This window comes from Aquirufa lenticrescens (assembly GCF_019916085.1).
Lineage (GTDB): Bacteria > Bacteroidota > Bacteroidia > Cytophagales > Spirosomataceae > Aquirufa > Aquirufa lenticrescens.
In genome coordinates this window covers 2,417,638-2,436,243 of record NZ_CP049834.1, presented here as the reverse complement: position 1 = coordinate 2,436,243, position 18,606 = coordinate 2,417,638, and the positions used below count along the sequence as shown (strand labels likewise).

17 protein-coding genes and 1 other RNA gene are annotated in these 18,606 nt (G+C 39.6%); 14 read left to right on the top strand and 4 right to left on the bottom strand.

Annotation, left to right across the window (positions count from 1 at the left end):
• Positions 1 to 39 precede the first annotated feature (39 nt).
• The gene (gene ychF / locus G9X62_RS10920; protein WP_223130736.1) at positions 40 to 1,143 is read left to right on the top strand and encodes a redox-regulated ATPase YchF; all 1,104 of its coding nucleotides are present in this window, start codon (positions 40 to 42) and stop codon (positions 1,141 to 1,143) included.
• Positions 1,144 to 1,150: 7 nt separating this feature from the next.
• Here ychF and G9X62_RS10915 read toward each other — a convergent pair whose 3' ends face one another.
• From G9X62_RS10915 to G9X62_RS10905, 3 genes are read right to left on the bottom strand one after another with little or no spacing between them, the layout of a single operon-like run.
• Positions 1,151 to 2,377, bottom strand: a complete 1,227-nt coding sequence (locus tag G9X62_RS10915; RefSeq protein WP_223130735.1) for a type IX secretion system plug protein — start codon at positions 2,375 to 2,377, stop codon at positions 1,151 to 1,153.
• Positions 2,378 to 2,381: 4 nt separating this feature from the next.
• Positions 2,382 to 4,247, bottom strand: coding sequence for an ABC-F family ATP-binding cassette domain-containing protein (locus tag G9X62_RS10910; RefSeq protein ID WP_223130734.1), 1,866 nt, complete (start codon positions 4,245 to 4,247; stop codon positions 2,382 to 2,384).
• A 1-nt stretch (position 4,248) separates the two neighbouring features.
• Complete coding sequence (locus tag G9X62_RS10905) at positions 4,249 to 5,808, bottom strand: FMN-binding glutamate synthase family protein (protein WP_223130733.1); 1,560 nt, start codon at positions 5,806 to 5,808, stop codon at positions 4,249 to 4,251.
• A gap of 89 nt (positions 5,809 to 5,897) precedes the next feature.
• Here G9X62_RS10905 and G9X62_RS10900 point away from each other — a divergent pair, with 89 nt between their 5' ends.
• The 5 genes from G9X62_RS10900 to G9X62_RS10880 are packed head-to-tail and all read left to right on the top strand — an operon-like array spanning position 5,898 to position 9,960.
• Entirely contained in the window at positions 5,898 to 6,977 is a 1,080-nt protein-coding gene (locus G9X62_RS10900) for an Ldh family oxidoreductase (RefSeq protein WP_223130732.1), read from the top strand.
• Position 6,978: 1 nt separating this feature from the next.
• Complete coding sequence (gene mltG / locus G9X62_RS10895; protein WP_261345518.1) at positions 6,979 to 8,013, top strand: endolytic transglycosylase MltG; 1,035 nt, start codon at positions 6,979 to 6,981, stop codon at positions 8,011 to 8,013.
• A 1-nt stretch (position 8,014) separates the two neighbouring features.
• Positions 8,015 to 8,428, top strand: coding sequence for an acyl-CoA thioesterase (locus tag G9X62_RS10890; RefSeq protein WP_223130730.1), 414 nt, complete (start codon positions 8,015 to 8,017; stop codon positions 8,426 to 8,428).
• The gene (locus G9X62_RS10885) at positions 8,421 to 9,335 is read left to right on the top strand and encodes a YihY/virulence factor BrkB family protein (RefSeq protein ID WP_223130729.1); all 915 of its coding nucleotides are present in this window, start codon (positions 8,421 to 8,423) and stop codon (positions 9,333 to 9,335) included. Before G9X62_RS10890 ends, G9X62_RS10885 begins: the two co-directional genes overlap by 8 nt.
• Position 9,336: 1 nt before the next feature.
• Positions 9,337 to 9,960, top strand: coding sequence for an L-threonylcarbamoyladenylate synthase (locus G9X62_RS10880; protein WP_223130728.1), 624 nt, complete (start codon positions 9,337 to 9,339; stop codon positions 9,958 to 9,960).
• Here G9X62_RS10880 and G9X62_RS10875 read toward each other — a convergent pair.
• A complete protein-coding gene (locus tag G9X62_RS10875; RefSeq protein ID WP_223130727.1) occupies positions 9,957 to 10,841 on the bottom strand; it encodes a lysophospholipid acyltransferase family protein in 885 nt (294 codons plus the stop codon). The two genes, G9X62_RS10880 and G9X62_RS10875, sit on opposite strands and share 4 nt — an antisense overlap.
• A 51-nt stretch (positions 10,842 to 10,892) precedes the next feature.
• Between G9X62_RS10875 and G9X62_RS10870 the strand changes: the two genes are divergently transcribed.
• The 8 genes from G9X62_RS10870 to trmD all read left to right on the top strand — a co-directional run bounded on the left by G9X62_RS10870 (position 10,893) and on the right by trmD (position 18,606).
• Positions 10,893 to 11,489, top strand: a complete 597-nt coding sequence (locus tag G9X62_RS10870; protein ID WP_223130726.1) for a WbqC family protein — start codon at positions 10,893 to 10,895, stop codon at positions 11,487 to 11,489.
• 65 nt (positions 11,490 to 11,554) lie between these two features.
• Positions 11,555 to 14,128: an ATP-dependent Clp protease ATP-binding subunit gene (locus G9X62_RS10865; protein ID WP_223130725.1), complete on the top strand. Its 2,574-nt coding sequence runs from the start codon at positions 11,555 to 11,557 to the stop codon at positions 14,126 to 14,128.
• A gap of 1 nt (position 14,129) precedes the next feature.
• Entirely contained in the window at positions 14,130 to 14,876 is a 747-nt protein-coding gene (gene fabG / locus G9X62_RS10860) for a 3-oxoacyl-[acyl-carrier-protein] reductase (RefSeq protein WP_223130724.1), read from the top strand.
• Between the two features lie 61 nt (positions 14,877 to 14,937).
• A complete protein-coding gene (locus G9X62_RS10855; RefSeq protein ID WP_223130723.1) occupies positions 14,938 to 16,194 on the top strand; it encodes a DUF4403 family protein in 1,257 nt (418 codons plus the stop codon).
• Between the two features lie 21 nt (positions 16,195 to 16,215).
• Positions 16,216 to 16,570, top strand: an RNA gene (gene rnpB, locus G9X62_RS10850) — RNase P RNA component class A.
• 90 nt (positions 16,571 to 16,660) lie between these two features.
• Positions 16,661 to 17,341: a 30S ribosomal protein S16 gene (locus G9X62_RS10845; protein WP_223130722.1), complete on the top strand. Its 681-nt coding sequence runs from the start codon at positions 16,661 to 16,663 to the stop codon at positions 17,339 to 17,341.
• 64 nt (positions 17,342 to 17,405) lie between these two features.
• Positions 17,406 to 17,942 (top strand): ribosome maturation factor RimM, encoded by a 537-nt coding sequence (gene rimM, locus G9X62_RS10840; RefSeq protein ID WP_130896766.1) that lies wholly within the window; start codon positions 17,406 to 17,408, stop codon positions 17,940 to 17,942.
• Entirely contained in the window at positions 17,932 to 18,606 is a 675-nt protein-coding gene (gene trmD, locus G9X62_RS10835; RefSeq protein ID WP_223130721.1) for a tRNA (guanosine(37)-N1)-methyltransferase TrmD, read from the top strand. The genes rimM and trmD overlap by 11 nt, the downstream gene beginning before the upstream one ends.

Genomic DNA, 18,606 nt, shown 5'->3' with positions numbered 1-18,606 from the left:
TTTTAACCGTACTTTTGTGCTTTCATTTTTAAAATTACTATGGGATTAACTTGTGGAATTGTCGGATTGCCTAATGTGGGTAAATCAACTTTGTTTAGTGCTATTTCTTCTAATAAGGCGGAAGCAGCGAATTATCCATTTTGTACAATTGAGCCGAATGTGGGAATTGTAACTGTGCCAGATAATCGTTTGAACGTTTTAGCTGAATTAGTTAATCCAAACCGCATTTTGCCTACTGTAATCGAATTTACTGACATTGCGGGTTTAGTGAAGGGGGCTTCAACTGGGGCTGGTTTGGGAAACAAATTCTTAGCTAATATCCGGGAAGTAGATGCGATTATTCACGTCGTTCGTTGTTTTGAAGATGAAAATATCGTTCACGTAGAGGGCCGTGTAAATCCAGTAAGTGATAAAGAGATTATCGATTTAGAATTGCAAATTAAAGATTTGGATTCAGTAGATAAGAAGATTTCTAAGACAGAACGCGCTGCTAAGGCAGGTGATGCTAAGGCAAAAGCAGAATTGGCTGCGTTGCAACAGTTCAAAGCAACCTTAGAAGAAGGTAAATCCGCTCGTACGGTTGTAATGGATGATGAGCTTCGTCAAACGGCTATAGGTGATTTATATTTATTGACTGATAAGCCCGTAATATACGTGGCTAATGTGGATGAAGCATCGATTGCAGCGGGTGGAAACCAATACGTAGATCAATTGAAGGCAAATGTGGCTCCTGAAAATGCAGAAGTAGTGGTAGTTTGTGCTGCATTAGAAGCTCAAATTGCTGAAATGGAAGACTTAGACGATCGTACCATGTTCTTAGAGGAATATGGTTTAAAAGAATCTGGTTTAGATAAATTAATTCGTAGTTCGTACCACTTATTAAATTTAATCACCTATTTCACTGCGGGTGTACAAGAAGTACGCGCCTGGACTATTCAAAAAGGATGGAAGGCACCAGCAGCTGCGGGTGTAATTCACACTGATTTTGAACGTGGATTTATCCGTGCTGAAGTTATTAAGTTAGCAGACTATGTGGCTTATAAAACCGAAGCAGGATGTAAAGAAGCAGGTAAGTTAAGTGTTGAAGGCAAGGAATATGTGGTGCAAGATGGAGACATTATGCACTTCCGCTTTAACGTATAAACACTGACTACTGTCCACTGACCACGGTAGTATACCCCACCAGCGAATCATATCGTGTTCCTGGTTTTTGATAATAAACGAGTAACTCGTAGAGGTTTTCGGTTTGAGCATAATTTCCCTCTAATGTTACATTAGGGGGATTTTTGCATTTAAACTGGTAGTTATAAACGCCCTGTTTTAGCATTTGGGTATTTTCAAGAAAGCCAGTTGATGGGTTTAAGTGTAAGGGAGCATTTAACTTAAAATCATTAAATCCTCCTACCACATAGGCATCTTGTATTGACTCTGATGGCTTTAATCGAAAGGTACATTCCACATAGTCAGCCTGTAATGGATTCTCTCTATTTTCATACGATTCAACCACATAAGCGCCATTTAGGTCATTTCTTTGAACGTATGGAAATAATCCTTGTGCTTGCTCCACTTGTACTTTAAGCACGTTGATTTTATCTCCTGTGATGATTTGATCTACGAAAGAAAGTTTTTGTTGGGAACTGCGAAGATCAATAAGTCTGAATTCATTAGAGCCAGCAAAGGCGTTTTCTTGGCCAAAGAAGGGGAATGTTAGGCTATTTTCTTGAAGATTATACTGCCCAATGGGTAATTTTTTTAATAAGTTATCTGATTGGTGATTTTGCCGAACTTGGATACTTAGCTGTTCGTCGCCCGCAAAATTCAAGCTTGGGGGAATGTGTAGTTTGAAATCAATGACTTGATGGCTGGCTCGTAAGGTATTGGTTTTGGCAAATGAAACAGAAGTCTGCACTTTTACCAATTGTTCTGCCACTGAGAATCGAACACAAAGAACAGTATCCCGCTTATTGCGTTTATTATATACCATTGCTATGTAATTCCCACTGACTTTTAAGCTTGGAATAGGCACGGCGTAATGTAAATAGGGCACTTTAGTGCCTATTGAAGATTCAGGATTTCGAAGGGGAATGTCGTTGAAATCTGCTAAATATTCTATGTCAGAAAGTGGGGATGGTTTCCAATCCGCTTGGCAATGGATTACTCGGAAATAATAGGAGGGATAGGTGAGTGCTAAGTCATCAAATTGTAAGGTAGCCTCAGGTGAAGAACCTAAATTCAGTACGACATTTGGATGTAGGTATTTATTAGCTGATTGAATAAATGCCGTTTGAATGTTCGAATGATGTATGCGAGAAGCAATTTGGGAGAAAATGGAAAAAGGAAGACCTAGAAAAAGCAACAGCGAGATATAGGTCTTCATTTTTTTAAATTAATGCTTCCCACGCTGTGGTTATTTCAGATAAATTTGCTTTTTCAGCTGCGAGTGACGCTTCTAATTGCTTTAGGCCTGCGTAGTCAGCTTGATTCGCTAAATCGACCATTTGGGCTTCAATAGCTGCAATTCGATTTTCGATTTCCATAATTTCAGCCTCTAGCTTTTCTATTTGCTTAGCTTGATTAGGTGTTTTAGCTTCTACTGGAGCTAACTCTGGCTTTGCTTTAACCGCTGCCTTCACAGAAACAGGTTTGGATGTTTCTCGCGTAGCCATCCAAGTTTCATATTCATCAAATGAGCCTGGATATTCTTTGATTTCGTGATCCTCTATGTACCAAATCTTGTTTGCGATATTACTAACGAAATAACGGTCGTGGGAAACGACTACATACGTCCCTTCGTATTGTTGTAAGGCTTGAATCAAGATATTTACTGATTGCATATCCAAGTGATTGGTAGGCTCATCGAGTAAAAGGAAGTTCGCTTCGGAGATTAATACTTTAGCCAAAGCTACACGCGATTTCTCTCCGCCAGAAAGGACCTTGATCTTTTTGAAAACTTCTTCTCCTGAGAACAAGAAACAACCTAATACCGATCGTAATTCCATTTCGGTCTTTGTGGTCCCTGTTCCTTTTAATTCCTCAATTAAGGTATTCTCAACCGTTAAACTCTCTAATTGGTGCTGTGCGAAGAAGGATTCGATCACGTTGTGACCAGTTCTTCTTTCACCTTCGATTTGTTCAGTACCTGAAATGATACGCAATAAAGTCGACTTACCTTTTCCGTTTGCGCCGATTAAGGCAATTTTATCCCCTCTATTGATTGTCGCTGAGGTGTTTTTTAAGATGACTTTCTCTCCAAAAGCTTTGGAAATATGTTCTAAAAACAAGATGAAACGACCCGGTTCTGTTCCAAAGTTAAACTTGAAATTAACCTTTGCCTTTTCATCAATCACATCATCAATGATATCGATTTTATCTAAGGCTTTTACGCGCGATTGTACTTGTCTAGCTTTAGAAGCTTTGGCCTTAAAACGCTCAATGAAGCGTTCAGTTTGGCGAATTTGAGATTGTTGGTTCTCAAATGCTCCTTTTTGAATCTCATTACGAAGTGCCTTTTCTTCCATATAGAAAGAATAGTTACCTGGATATAGGGTGATTTTTGCACCGGAAACTTCGGCAATATTATCAATAGTACGATCTAAGAAATAACGATCGTGGGATACTACCACGATGGAGCCTTCATAATCATGGATGTACTTTTCAACCCATTCGATGGACGGTAAGTCCAAGTGGTTAGTAGGCTCATCCAGTAGGAGTAAGGCCGGTTTTTGTAACAACAACTTCGCTAACATCACCCGCATACGCCATCCTCCAGAAAATAGTTTCAACGGACGATCTAAATCACTCGTGCTAAATCCTAAACCTTCTAAGATCTCTTCGGTACGTGATTGGATCGTATAACCATCCAAACGCTCAAAATCTTCCTGTAGCTTTGCTAATACGTCAATGTCTTTATCTTCATAATTGGTTTCCATTTTATGAAGTACCTTATCAATATCTTTCTGTAGTTCTAATTGCTTTTCAAAAGCCTGCATGGCTACATTCAAGATACTGTCATCCGTTTGATAGGACAATAGATCTTGGTTTAGGAAACCAATGGTGCAATCACCAGACTTTGAAATGGTTCCGCCATCAGGTGTGTATTCACCGGAAATTAAGCGTAATAAAGTAGATTTACCGGTACCATTAGCACCAATTAAACCAATTTTAGTCTTAGGCTTGATGTGTAAACTAGCTCCTTCGTATAAGGCGCGACTTCCGAAATAGAAGTTTAAATTCGATATTGATAACATATTACAAAGATAGCCGTTTTCTTGCATTTAGACCACCTAAATGCGGACATTTGACTAATTCTTCTAATCCGGCATAGGCTGTCTCCGTTTTTGTATATCCCAAAGCCTTAGAAAGTGCCATTGTTCGGTTATTGTCACCCATTGACCATTCGATATCATCCATTGTCATCTGAGTAGGGTGCTCATAACCACAAGCATGCGTAATTTCGGCAATTTCTTTCACCAGGGTATAGTGGTAACGGTAATAGCGCTCACTTTTTAGTGTCACATCTATACCGGACTGTAACCATTTATTAGAGGTAGCAATTCCAGTGGGGCAATGGTTTGTATGGCATTTTTGTGCTTGAATGCAACCAATCGACATCATTGCTTCGCGAGCAATGTGAATACTATCTGCTCCCATGGCAAAGGCCATTAAGGCTTTTTCCGGGAAGCCTAATTTTCCTGAGGCAATGAAGAAGATTTTATCGGTTAGGTTATGACGTTGGAATATTTGGTAGACCTTTGCAAAAGCAAAAGTAAATGGCATAGAAACGTGGTCAGCAAACGCGTGAGGAGCGGCACCTGTTCCTCCTTCACCTCCATCAATGGTTATGAAATCAGGACCTTTACCGTATTTTTCCATGTAAGCGGCTAATTCCTCCCATTGTTCTAATTTACCGATGGCAGATTTGACACCTACCGGTAAGCCTGTTTCTGCAGCCATCGATTCAATGAAATATACCATTTCTGGAACGGTGGAGAATTCCGAGTGAAAAGCGGGCGACATAGCATCTTGATCCATTGGGATATGACGTATTTCGGCTATTTCTTTATTGATTTTTGATTTTGGAAGCATTCCCCCTTTTCCAGGTTTAGCTCCTTGAGAAAGCTTTAATTCGATGGCTTTAATGCATGGATTTTCTTCGACCTTTTCCTTTAATTTATCCATTGAAAAGCGGCCATCTAGTTCTCTGACACCAAAATAGGCAGTACCAATGTTTAACATCACATCAGCACCGTTTTGGTGGTAGGGTGATAAAGATCCTTCTCCTGTATTGTGATAGCAACCAGCTAATAGAGCGCCTTTATTTAATGATTCAACTGCTTTTGCGGATAGAGAACCATATGACATTCCGGAAATATTGACAATGGAATAGGGGCGGAATGGTTTCGCTCTTTTATGGTATAATCCAATGACTTTAGCTGCAGGTAAAACACCCGGGTTTTTATGGTATAAATGATCTTTTGATGGATTAAATCCCATCATGGCATTTTTGATAAAAATATAACCAGGAGAGCTAAAATCCTGATCGGTCCCAAAACCCTGTAAATTATTCTCATTCTTAGAAGATGCATAAATCCAGGAACGCTCTTGGCGATTAAAAGGTAATTCTTCTCGGTTGTTTGCTACGATGTATTGTCTTAATTCAGGTCCTATTTGTTCTAGCCAATACCTAAAATGACCTACGATAGGGAAATTATGTGTGATGGTGTGGCTTTTTTGAATGAAAACATCTCGAATAATAACTAGGATAGCAACAATGGTAATCCAAAACCAGGCGGAGGATATAATGTTCATAGGGTTGATGATTAATGGTTCAAATTTAGGTTCATTTTGGCAATATTATTACCAATAGTTCTATTTATCTTTGTGGTTTAGTTCATACTATGCAGGCAGATTATCATTTACTGAAAAAATATGTAGCTTCTGTTTTTACGGCCATCGGTTGTAGTGACGAAGATGCGGCTCTAGCTTCGGATGTTTTAGTATCCGCTGACGCTCGTGGAATTGATTCACACGGTGTTGCTCGCTTAGCTGGTTATGTTCGTCTCTTCGATAACGGAAGATTAAACACAAAACCCCAGGTAAAAGTTTTACATGAGACCCCTTCAACAGCTACTTTAGATGGAGATCGTGGTTTAGGACTCATTGTGGCGCCAAAGGCGATGGAAATTGCCTGTGAAAAAGCCGCTTTAGCTGGTACCGGTTGGGTAGCAGTTCAGAACTCTAATCACTTTGGAATTGCCGGTTATCATGCGATGAAGGCACTTCCTTCTCAAATGATTGGATGGGCCATGACTCACGCTGCACCCTTAGTTACACCCACTTTTTCGAAAGAAAAATTATTAGGGACTAATCCCATTGCTGTAGCGATTCCTGCGAATGAAGAACCAGCTTTTGTGGCTGATTTCGCATCAACTGCTGTCGCTTATGGTAAATTAGAAATTCTACAAAGAAAGGGATTGGATACACCTGACGGTTGGGTTCAAGATGCTAATGGGGATCCTTGTAACGACGCATTTGCTATTAAAAATGGAGGAGCTTTATTACCACTAGGAGGTGACCGCGAACACGGTTCCCATAAAGGATATGGATTAGGAGCTATTGTTGATATTTTGTCAGGTGTTTTGTCGGGGGCGAATTTTGGTCCTTGGGTACCTCCATTTGCGACCGCTGGTTTTATGCAAGCGGGAGAAACGGTAGGGAATGGAACAGGGCATTTTTTAGGCGCGATGCGTGTGGATGCTTTTAGACCTGCGGAAGATTTTGCAAACGATATGGATAAGTGGATTCGTCGTTTTAGATCTGCCAAAGCCGTGGAAGGAAAGCAAGTACTTATTCCGGGTGATCCAGAACGCGAATTAGAAGCAATTCGTCGTGTAGATGGAATTCCTTTATTAAAACCAGTAGTAGAGGATTTACAATCCTTAGCCTCTCGTTTTCAGTTAGATTTTATATTAGATTAATATGGTTTCGAATAAGCGATTGAAGATTTTTATTTTGGTTTTTAGCTTGGTTTCGGCCATGTTTTCTTACTACGTTTGGCAGGTATTTAAAACACCTAATTTTAGGGTAGAAGCGAATCAACCTTTCGAATTATTCATTCCAGAAAAATCGACCTTTGAATCGGTGTTGGATACGTTAAAAAAGCACGATTTAGTACGGGATCAATTAAGCTTTCGCTTCTTAGCTAAAGTGTTAAACTATCCTGAGAAAATTCGTCCGGGCAGATATATCATTCACAGTGAAATGGGGAACTGGGAATTGCTACGTAAACTAAGAAATGGTCGTCAGGATGCGTATAAAGTGGTAATTAACAATTTCAGATTAAAAGAAGACATAGCTGGGCGTATTGCAAAACAAACAGATTATGATTCAGCCGCAATTTATGCGGTATTAGATTCAACGGAACTCATGCAACAATGGGGATTTACTTCTGAAACAAGTCCTGCCATTTTCATCCCAAATACCTATGAGGTTAATTGGACTACTTCATTTCCGGAATTTTTAGGGAAAATGAATAAGGCCTATGTGAAGTTTTGGACATCAAAACGTAAGGCAGAAGCACAGAAATTAGGGTTGACGCCTATTCAGGTTTCTATTCTAGCCAGCATTGTGTACGGGGAATCTAAAAACCCAAAAGAGCAAGCACGTGTCGCTGGGGTATATTGGAATCGTTTGCAAGCTAATATGCCGCTTCAAGCGGATCCAACCGTGGTTTTTGCTTGGAAAGATTTTACCATTAAGCGAGTTACGAGTAAATATACGGCGCTTAATTCTCCTTACAATACATACAGGAATGCCGGATTGCCACCGGGTCCGATTTCGATTGTTCCCAGTGACGTAATTGACAAGGTCTTAAATTTAGAGCACCATCAGTATATGTATTTCTGTGCCAAAGCTGATTTTTCAGAGAACCACGCTTTTGCAGTTACTTATGAGGAACACATGCAAAATGCGGCGGATTACCAGAAAGCTTTAGATCAAAACAAAATACATTAATATGCTCTCTCACCAGGTTTCGTACCGCGTTTGTTATGCAGATACCGATCAAATGGGTTATGTGTATTATGGTAATTATGCACGTTTCTATGAAATTGCGCGAGTAGAGACTTTACGAAGTATTGGAGTTAGTTATAAGGTACTAGAAGATGCAGGAATTGGTTTGCCGGTATATGAAAATTACTCGAAGTACCACGCCCCAGCTTTATATGATGATTTATTGCGAATTGAATGTACTTTGATCAAAATGCCTTCTGCTCGCATCGAATTTGAATATAAAATTTTCAATCAGAGTGACGATTTATTGCACGAAGGGAAGACTACATTAGTCTTCATGGATTTAGCTACAAAGAAAGTGGTGAAAGCACCCGAATGGTTGATTTCGGCTATTATAGAAAAGAGAACTGATGCTTAGACGGGTTTGGAGAGAAATTAAGGTGTTTTGGAAAGATTGCGAGGATCATTATATCCTGGCTAGAATTTTGACGATTTTATACCAAAAGATATTTCATTTTGATATTGACGTGCGCGCTGCAGCAGTGGCCTATAATTTCACCTTAGCGGTTTTCCCCACGATTATCTTCTTATTCTCTTTATTAGCCTATATTCCGGTAGATAATTTTGATATCAAAATGGTGAACTTTTTGAAGTCATCCATTCCCAAAAATCTCCAAAAAGATTTCACCGAATTGCTGCTTGATTTAATACGTAAGAAATCAGGGGGTGTTTTGTCTTTTGGTTTTTTATTCGCCCTATATGCTTCTACAAGTGGTATTCAGGCTTTGATTCGTTCCTTTAATTTAACGTATAAAACGAAAGAGAATCGCGGGATTTTCAAAGAGCGGGTGATCGCAGTCTCCTTGAATTTCTTGTTAACCTTTGTGTTAATTACTGCATTTTCTGTCTTTATTGTGGGTAAATTAATTATCGGTTATTTGAAAGGGAAGGGCTTAATTGATTATGATTTCAATTTCTACATGTTGAATATTTTAACCTACTTCCTGATATTCGCCATCTTCTTTTTAACCATTTCCATTATCTATTATTACGCTCCAGCCATTACTAAGCGTTGGAAGTTCTTTAACGCTGGCTCCATCACTGCTTCTATTTTAACCATTTTAGTGACGAATTTATTTTCCTATTATTTAGTCAACTTTGCTAGTTATAATAAGGTCTATGGTTCGATTGGGTCGTTGATTGCCTTGATGGTTTGGTTGTATTTTATTGCCTTAATCTTACTAGTTGGTTTTGAAATCAATGCGAGTATTGATCAGGTAAAAGAAGAACAAGAGGAGTCAGAAACAGATTATTTCTTCGAATAATATGGCAGAACTCATTCGTCTGTATGATAAGAATAACAGCCAGGCCACTTTGGATCTGATAGTGAAAGCCTTGGAAAAGGATGCTGTGATAATTTATAAGACGGATACGATGTATGCCTTAGGTTGCCATATTGGTTCGACTAAGGCTGTTAATCGGATCTGTGAAATCAAAGGCATTCAAGCCTCTAAGAACCGTTTCTCCTTTATTTGCGCCGATTTAAGTTCGATTGCGAATTATGCCAAAGTATCTGATTTTGCCTTCAAAACGTTGAAAAGATATTTACCAGGTGCATTTACTTTTGTACTACCAGCTAGCTCTAAAGTACCATCTGTGTTAGTGCAAGGAAAGAAAACGGTAGGGATACGTATACCAGATTATGAGCCTGTATTATCCATTGTTTCCCTTTTAGGTTCCCCTCTTTTAACTACGTCTTTACCTCATGATGATTTAGAGGTAGAAGAGTATACGGATCCTAGTCTAATTATGGATCGGTGGGGCCACGCTGTAGACTTAGTATTAGATGGAGGGTTTGGTGGTTATATACCTTCCAGTGTGATTGAAATTTCAGAAGATTCCTTTGAAATTATTCGCGAAGGGGCAGGTGATTGTTCAGCTTTTAATTAAGACCACTTCAGGCTTAATTTTTCAGGTTTACTGTGTTTCCAGCGTCGGTGAGACCACAAGTATTGTTCTGGGTAGGCATTGATGGATTTTTCCAAACGACGAGCAAAGCGTTCAATAATTTCACCTGGAGCTAATTCATCAAAAGGGACATTCGCTAATAATTCGTAGGTCATCGTATATTTTCCTCTCTTTTTTCGAATCAATTCTGCGAACACAACTGGGTATTGATAATCTCTCGCGAAACGCTCCATTCCGGTAAAGAAGGCCGTATCTTGGTGTAAAAAGTTCGTCCAATAAGCGCTTTCAGGTTTCTGTGGAGCCTGGTCAGCTGCTAAACAAATGACTCGAGGAATATCTTTACGTTCTCTTGTAAGTAAAACTGATTCTCTTTTTTCTAACAATACTACGTGCCCAAAGCGCGAACGTACTTGCTTCGTAAATTCATTAAAAGTAGGATTATTTAGCTTTTGGTAAATCACATCGTGCGGATTCTTACTCAGCGCTAAACGGTGTATAGCCCATTCCCAATTTCCTTGATGTCCAGCTACTAATATGACGGGAATTCCTTTTTTAATAAAGTCAGTCACAACGTCTTCATTTTTGATCTCAAATCGATCAAGCATTTCATCTTTGCTGATAGAAACCCCTTTAAAAAATTCGACTAATTGATCTGTTAAATACCCATAAAATTGGTACGTAAGTTTGCCTAATTCTTTGTCAGAAAGAGTTGGGAAGGACTTTTTCATATTGCCCTGAATCACCTTTTTTCTGTAGGGAATGAGGTAATAAAATAAGAAGGTGCAAAAAGAGGCGAATCCATAAAGTACCGGTAGAGGTAATCTTCCAATAAGTTTGTACAGAAACAGGGGAGACGCTTTCATTCTTATTATCTTTGTTCTTTCGTTTTACAAATATCCGATTTATTTTTGGTAATGCACATTGAGACTCATTATTTGCCTAGTCTAGAATACATGACGGTTTTGCTTCAGCATCCGGCTATACTTTTCGAGGTGGAGGAAAATTTCCCTAAACAGACATTTCGGAATCGTTGTATGATTTTAGGAGCGAATGGTGTGGAGCGATTAACGGTTCCGGTGATTCATACTTCTGGTGTGAAAACAAAAACGAAGGATACCAAGATTAATTATTCCCAAAATTGGATGAAGCAACACCAAGGAGCTATTCAAGCTGCCTATGGAAATGCACCTTATTACGAATATTTTGAGCCATATTTACATCAAATCTTTGCAAAAAAAAGGTTTTTTTTAGTAGATTTAAATATTGATCTCTTGAGCTTTGTATACCGTATTTTAGATGAGCCTTTGGTATTTGACAAGACGGAAGAATTCGGAGTTTTTAGTGGATCAAGTGAATATGATACTATAAGTGCAAAAAAAGACTGGACAACGCGTTCAATCTATCAAAATAGATCTTATCGACAGTGTTTTGGTACGCAATTTGTTCCGAACTTGTCGATTTTGGATTTATTGATGAATCACGGAAAGGAGTCTTTGACTTTTTTAAAATAAAAAGGGAACAATTTAGGGGCATACGTGGTTGATGCAGGTAAGTTGTACGAAATAAATAGAACAATATGGAGGCTAAATTTTCGAATAAAGTGAAGGAAGTCATCTCGTTAGCGCGAGAAGAGGCATTGCGTTTAGGTCACGATTATATTGGGACTGAACACTTGATGTTAGGGATGATTCGAGATGGACAGGGTCCAGGTATTGATTTATTGTTGCGTTCAGGAGTTTCTTTGGATTCTTTACGCCAAAGCATCGAACATTCTACTGCTTCCACTACTCGTTCTTCTTTTGATCGGGAGAATATGTTAAATATTCCGTTGACTAAACAAGCTGAAAAAGTGTTGCGTTTGACGTATTTAGAGGCTAAATACTTTAAAACAAATGTCGTAGAAACGGATCATTTATTAATGGCCGTTTTACGTGATGAAGATAATGTGGCGACACAGATTTTGGAAAAATACCAAGTTTATTACGATTTAATTAAGGAAATGGTAGAATTCCAATCAGGAAATGGTCAAGGTTCTAATCCTAAGGCCAGCTCGGATACAGACGATAATGACGATGATTCTCGTTTATACAGTGCTGGATCCGGTTCTACAGGTGGTGCTGGTGCAGGTAATGCAACTGGTTCTAAACCAGGAGAAAAAAGTAAAACACCTGTTTTAGATAATTTCGGTCGTGATCTGACTAAGGTAGCTGAAAATGGAAAACTTGATCCGATTGTAGGTCGCGAGAAAGAGATTGAACGTGTGGCTCAGATTTTATCTCGCCGCAAGAAAAATAACCCTATTTTGATCGGTGAACCCGGTGTGGGTAAAACAGCTATTGCGGAAGGCTTAGCCTTGCGCATTGTGCAGAAGAAAGTATCCCGTGTACTTTTTGGCAAACGTGTTGTTACGCTTGATATCGCGTCTTTAGTGGCTGGTACGAAATACCGTGGTCAGTTCGAAGAGCGTATGAAAGCGGTGATGAATGAACTAGAGAAATCGACAGACGTTATTTTGTTTATTGATGAGTTGCATACGATTGTAGGCGCTGGTGGTGCTTCGGGTTCTTTAGATGCTTCGAATATGTTCAAGCCTGCGTTAGCGCGTGGAGATATACAAGTTATCGGAGCAACTACCTTAGATGAATACCGTCAGTACATTGAGAAAGATGGTGCTTTAGCTCGTCGTTTCCAAACCGTAATGGTGGATGCTACGACAGTCGAAGAAACCATTGAAATCTTACATAATATCAAAGATAAATACGAGGACCACCACCACGTGATTTATACAGATGAATCGATCATTTCTGCGGTTAAATTATCAGATCGCTATATTTCAGATCGTTTCTTGCCAGATAAGGCGATTGATGTGTTAGATGAAGTAGGCGCGAGAGTGCACATTTCTAATATCAATGTACCAGAAGATATTGTGGCATTAGAAGGCCAAATCGAAATCGTGAAGAAAGAGAAAAACCAAGTGGTGAAGTCTCAGAAATACGAAGAGGCGGCTCAATTGCGTGATCGCGAGAAGAAATTAATCGATCAATTGGAACAATCGAAAGCGGCTTGGGAAGAGGATTCGAAGAAACAGAAATTTACGGTCACAGAAGAAAATGTGGCGGAGGTAATTGCTCAGATGACAGGTATTCCAGTCAATCGTGTAGCGGCGAAAGAAGGCGAGAAATTATTGCAGATGGAGGAACAACTTTCGAAGCAAGTAATAGGTCAGCCGGATGCCATCAAAAAATTAGTTAAGGCCATTCAGCGTACACGCGTAGGTTTAAAAGATCCTAAGAAGCCTATTGGTTCATTTATCTTCCTAGGACCTACGGGAGTAGGAAAGACAGAGATGGCTAAAGTATTAGCTACCTATTTATTCGATAAAGAAGACGCTTTAGTGCGTATCGATATGAGTGAGTACATGGAGAAATTCAGTGTATCTCGTTTAGTAGGAGCGCCTCCGGGATACGTGGGTTACGAAGAAGGTGGTCAGTTGACTGAAAAGATTCGTCGTAAGCCTTATGCGGTAGTTTTATTAGATGAGATTGAAAAGGCGCATCCTGATGTGTTTAACTTGTTATTGCAAGTATTAGATGATGGTATTTTGACAGATGGTTTAGGTCGTCGTGTTGATTTTAGAAATACGATTATCATTATGACTTCTAATATTGGGGCACGTGATTTGAAAGATTTTGGATCAGGTATCGGATTCTCTACGAAGTCCAAAGTGGATAACTTGGATGAATATGCGAAGACAACCATTCAAAATGCGTTGAAAAAAGCTTTCGCACCTGAGTTCATTAACCGTTTAGATGATATCATCGTATTTAATTCGTTAGAGCGTCCTGCCATCCACCAAATCATTGATTTGATGTTAACGAAGTTGAAAACGCGTTTAGCTAACCTTGGATTTGAAGTGGAATTAACGGAGAAAGCAAAAGACTTCATGGCGGACAAAGGCTATGATCCCCAATATGGTGCGAGACCGTTAAATCGCGCGATTCAGAAATACTTAGAAGACGCTTTAGCGGAAGAGATTTTGAAAGGCGCTTTAGCAGAAGGTGAATATATTGTGGCTGATTTTGAAGAGGGGGCTGATGCCTTGACTTTGGCCAGAAAAATAAGAAAAGAATTAACCAAACAAAAAAAATAATATGTCATTAGTACAAAACAAGGTCGTTTTAGTGACAGGTGCCTCTCGCGGTATCGGTCGGGCTATTGCGACAACTTTTGCCAAATCTGGCGCCAATGTTGCTTTCACTTATTTGTCTTCAGTAGAGAAGGGTCAAGCATTAGAACAAGAATTAGCTGCTTTTGGAATTACAGCTAAGGGTTATCGTTCAGATGCCTCTTCTTACACAGAGTCTGAGAAATTAGTAGAAGATGTGTTAGCTGATTTTGGGACGATTGATATATTAATTAATAATGCTGGGATTACGCGTGATGGATTACTAATGCGTATGTCAGAAGACCAATGGGATGAGGTGATTCGTGTGAATTTGAAATCTATTTTCAATTTAACGAAAGCGGTAACGAAGCCTATGATGAAAGCGAAGTCTGGTTCTATCATTAATATGACTTCCATTGTAGGGATTAAAGGAAATGCAGGTCAATCTAATTATGCAGCTTCGAAAGCGGGTATTATTGGTTTTACAAAATCTGTCGCCTTGGAATTAGGTTCTCGTAATATTCGTTGCAATGCAATTGCACCTGGATTTATAGAAACCGAGATGACAGAGGAATTAAATGAGGCAGCTATTGAAGAATGGACAAAATCCATCCCAATGAAAAGGGGAGGTCAAGCAACGGAAGTGGCTGATGTTTGTTTGTTCTTAGGTTCTGATATGTCTTCTTATGTAACAGGTCAAGTTATTTCAGTAAACGGTGGATTATTAACCTAGTTTATTATGTAAACATAATTAGGCCTCAGTCTTTTCGTTTAAGATTGAGGTCTCTTTTTTTATGCGCATTTATCTATTTCTACTTCTTGTCTTTATCAGCTCTTGTGCTAAAACACTAGTTCCCGCTCCCATTGCTGAAAAGTCAGTTTATGTGGATCGTTTTCCTGCTATCAAGCCTGGACTAACTACGATTGATTTTTCCCTTTCTTATGATAGTTTATTTGCTTTAAGTCAATTAAAGCCGGGTTCTGTACTTTACCAAAATTCGGCTGGTTCTTCTACGATTGATTTCCCTTTAGATGTTCGTTTATTAGCCCCTATTCAATTGCACGCCATTCAAAAGGATCACATAAGTCTATCTTTGCCAGTGAGGATGGTGGCGAAACCGGAACTTGCAGGAATATCTGCCGGAACCGTTTCGGGTGATTTAGCGATGAAAGTGCAATTGAAATGGAATCTAGCGAGCATTAACTCCTTGCAGGTGAAAGAAGTGGCCTATGACTATCAGTGGATCCAAAAGCCTTCTGTGAAAGTGATGGGTTTTCCGGTAAACGTTTCAGGAGTGGTGGATCAACTCTTAAATCAAAAGAAGGCATTGATTTTAGCCCAAATGCAAGATCAGTTAAATGCTGCAATCAAGAAAATAGCTACTAAGCCTTTTGCTTTCCAATCTTTTTTTACGGATTCGCCATCAGGATACCGAATAGAACCTGCGGCTAGTTCTGCCTTGGATTTGCGTGATTTGAGTTTTGATCAAAGCAGCATCAAAGGTCAATTACGGTATATGGGTGGATTTAAGGTGGTTTCAGGTCAAAGCAATCCGACGACTTTGTTAATTCCAGTGAAGGATTTACCTGGTGCTGGAAAGCCGATACTTCCATTTCAATTTCAACTATCGGGGCCTGAATTAATGGCAGCCATTAAGGAGAGTAATCCTTCTTGGAAGGGTAATGGGGCATTTGTGTTCCAAAAAGAGGGTTTAAGCTTTCAACTAGGTCAATTTAAAGGTAAATCATCCAAATTAGCTGTTAATTTTGATTTTGTGATTTATCCTGATAATTCGGTCGGAATCCAAGTAAAGGAAACGCAACTTCAAGGTTTATCTTTTCCCGCTTCTTTATTTAGGGGACGGATTCAAAAGAAATTGCAGTCGCAGGCGGCAGCTTTCCATTTTCAGTCGAAGCAAATTCTTAATCGTCTTCCTAGTTCGATTACTCTGGCAAATAATGGACGAGTTCGTTTTCAAAAGATCTATTTCGATAGTAGCTCTGTGTTATTTGAGGGTGCTTTTGAGGGGAATTGGTCTTTGGCCAAATAAAATCTTACCTTTGCATCAGAGAAAATAGACTATCCTATCGCTTTTTAAAGAGGAAAGTCCGAACAACATAGAGCGGCGTGCTTCCTAACTGGAAGGGGAATCTTCGGATTCAACAGCAAGTGCCACAGAAAATTACCGCCTTCGGGTAAGGGTGAAAAGGTGGGGTAAGAGCCCACCGCTGGTTTGGTGACAAAACAGGCTTAGGTAAACCTCACGCGTTGCAAGATCAAATAGGCTAGCTGTCGCAAGGCAAAAGGGTGGCTCGTCCGATGCTAGTGGGTAGATTGCTACAGGTAAACAGTGATGTTTATCGAAGATAAATGATAGGACGGTGGGTAACCATTGACAGAATTCGGCTTATCGGTTTATTTTCTCTATTTCTTTGTTTGAAATGAATGCAAAATAGTTTAATTTTGCAGACTATTTATAAACCCGGGGGACGAGATCCCTCACAAACCCATATCAAATGGCTGTTAAAATCAGATTAGCGCGTCGCGGACGCAAAAAGTTAGCAATGTTCGATGTAGTAGTTGCGGATGCTCGTGCACCACGTGACGGACGTTTTGTTGAAAAAATCGGAACATACAATCCTAACACCAACCCAGCAACTGTCGTTTTAAACGAGAAACAAGCAATCCAATGGGTATTGAACGGTGCTCAACCAACTGACACTGTTCGTGCGATCCTTTCACACAAAGGAATTATGTACGCGAAACACTTACAAGTAGGTGTGAACAAAGGTGCTATCACGCAAGAACAAGCTGATGCGAAGTTCGAGGCTTGGAAAGCAGAGAAAGAGGTATCTAATCAAACGAAAGCGACTACTTTACAACAGTCTAAAGCGAAGTCTAAAGCGGCTCGTTTAGAAGCTGAAGCTAAAGTATCTAGCGCTCGTGCTGAAAATATTGCTGCAAAAAACAAAGTAGCTGAAGAAGCTTTAGTAGCTAGCGTAGTAGAAGCTATCAATGAAGCGGAAGAAGAAGCTACAGGTGTAGAAGTAGACGAAGTAGTAGCTGAGGCTCCTGCAGCAGTTGAAGAAGCGCCAGCAGTTGAAGAAGCAGTAGCAGAAGAAGCTTCTGCAGTAGAAGCAGCGGAGGAAGCTCCTGCAGCTGAAGAAGCAGCAGAAGAGGCTCCAGCAGCTGAATAATTTTTGATTTTATTTAAAATCATACAAATTTGTTCTCAAGTTTGTATGATTTTTTTTTGTACCTATGGCAAAGACTGAATATTTTGAATTAGGAACCCTTTCTAAACCGCATGGTTTAAAAGGTGCGTTTCACCTTTATTTAGATGTAGATGATCCGTATGAATATGAGGATTTAGATGCGATCTTTTTACAGCAAGGAAACGAGATGGTTCCCTACTTTGTGGAGGATATCCAGATTCGAGATAATTTAAATTTGATTACTTTGGAGGGGATTAACTCTCTAGATGCTACGAAGGATTTAGTAGGCTTAAAGGTATTTTTACCTCTTTCCGCTTTGCCTAAATTAAAAGATGATCAGTTTTATTACCATGAGGTAATCGGTTATCAGGTAGTAGATAAAAATTTAGGAGACTTAGGTACGGTGAAGGAGATTTACAGTACGGGGGCACAAGATGTGGTGGTGATGATTTACCAAAGCCATGAGGTGCTTATTCCTTTAATTGATGCGATTATCCCAAAAGTGGATAAGAAGAACCAAATTGTACACAGTATATTGCCTGATGGTTTATTAGAAGTTTATACTCAAGAAGATGCGGATTGATATCATTTCAGTAGTTCCGGCCTTAATGAATAGCTTTTTTGAGCATTCTATCTGTGCGCGCGCCGCTAAGGCTGGGCTAGTTGAGGTGGTATTTCACGATTTACATGACTTTTCTGAGAAGAAGCATAAACAAGTGGATGATTATCCTTTTGGCGGTGGTGCAGGTATGGTGATGGCCGTGGAGCCTTTATCTAAATGTATAGAATTTTTAAAGTCGCAACGTGTATATGATGAGATCATCTATTTTAGTCCGGATGGTATCGTCTTAAAACAAGGTTTAGTGAATCAATTAAGTCTAGGCGAAAACCTATTATTTATTTGTGGTCATTATAAAGGCATCGATGAGCGTATACGGGTGAAGTATGTGACAAAAGAGATTTCGATTGGTGATTATGTGTTGTCTGGTGGAGAATTAGCGGCTGCCGTTACCGCTGATGCCATTATTCGTTTGATTCCAGGAGCGATAGGGGATGAGAGTTCAGCCTTAACTGATTCATTTCAGGATGGCTTATTAGCCCCCCCTGTATATACACGTCCAGCCAGTTTTGATGGGATGGGTGTACCTGAAGTGTTGTTGTCTGGCCATGAAAAGAAAATTGAAGAGTGGCGTCACGAGCAAGCTGTTTTGCGAACGCAGACTAGAAGACCTGATTTATTAGATTAA

Excerpts from the sequence above, each read along its gene's own strand:
- ychF (WP_223130736.1), top strand. The coding sequence starts at position 40 with ATGGGATTAACTTGTGGAATTGTCGGATTGCCTAATGTGGGTAAATCA.
- G9X62_RS10915 (WP_223130735.1), bottom strand. The coding sequence starts at position 2,377 with ATGAAGACCTATATCTCGCTGTTGCTTTTTCTAGGTCTTCCTTTTTCC.
- G9X62_RS10910 (WP_223130734.1), bottom strand. The coding sequence starts at position 4,247 with ATGTTATCAATATCGAATTTAAACTTCTATTTCGGAAGTCGCGCCTTA.
- G9X62_RS10905 (WP_223130733.1), bottom strand. The coding sequence starts at position 5,808 with ATGAACATTATATCCTCCGCCTGGTTTTGGATTACCATTGTTGCTATC.
- G9X62_RS10900 (WP_223130732.1), top strand. The coding sequence starts at position 5,898 with ATGCAGGCAGATTATCATTTACTGAAAAAATATGTAGCTTCTGTTTTT.
- mltG (WP_261345518.1), top strand. The coding sequence starts at position 6,979 with ATGGTTTCGAATAAGCGATTGAAGATTTTTATTTTGGTTTTTAGCTTG.
- G9X62_RS10890 (WP_223130730.1), top strand. The coding sequence starts at position 8,015 with ATGCTCTCTCACCAGGTTTCGTACCGCGTTTGTTATGCAGATACCGAT.
- G9X62_RS10885 (WP_223130729.1), top strand. The coding sequence starts at position 8,421 with ATGCTTAGACGGGTTTGGAGAGAAATTAAGGTGTTTTGGAAAGATTGC.
- G9X62_RS10880 (WP_223130728.1), top strand. The coding sequence starts at position 9,337 with ATGGCAGAACTCATTCGTCTGTATGATAAGAATAACAGCCAGGCCACT.
- G9X62_RS10875 (WP_223130727.1), bottom strand. The coding sequence starts at position 10,841 with ATGAAAGCGTCTCCCCTGTTTCTGTACAAACTTATTGGAAGATTACCT.
- G9X62_RS10870 (WP_223130726.1), top strand. The coding sequence starts at position 10,893 with ATGCACATTGAGACTCATTATTTGCCTAGTCTAGAATACATGACGGTT.
- G9X62_RS10865 (WP_223130725.1), top strand. The coding sequence starts at position 11,555 with ATGGAGGCTAAATTTTCGAATAAAGTGAAGGAAGTCATCTCGTTAGCG.
- fabG (WP_223130724.1), top strand. The coding sequence starts at position 14,130 with ATGTCATTAGTACAAAACAAGGTCGTTTTAGTGACAGGTGCCTCTCGC.
- G9X62_RS10855 (WP_223130723.1), top strand. The coding sequence starts at position 14,938 with ATGCGCATTTATCTATTTCTACTTCTTGTCTTTATCAGCTCTTGTGCT.
- G9X62_RS10845 (WP_223130722.1), top strand. The coding sequence starts at position 16,661 with ATGGCTGTTAAAATCAGATTAGCGCGTCGCGGACGCAAAAAGTTAGCA.
- rimM (WP_130896766.1), top strand. The coding sequence starts at position 17,406 with ATGGCAAAGACTGAATATTTTGAATTAGGAACCCTTTCTAAACCGCAT.
- trmD (WP_223130721.1), top strand. The coding sequence starts at position 17,932 with ATGCGGATTGATATCATTTCAGTAGTTCCGGCCTTAATGAATAGCTTT.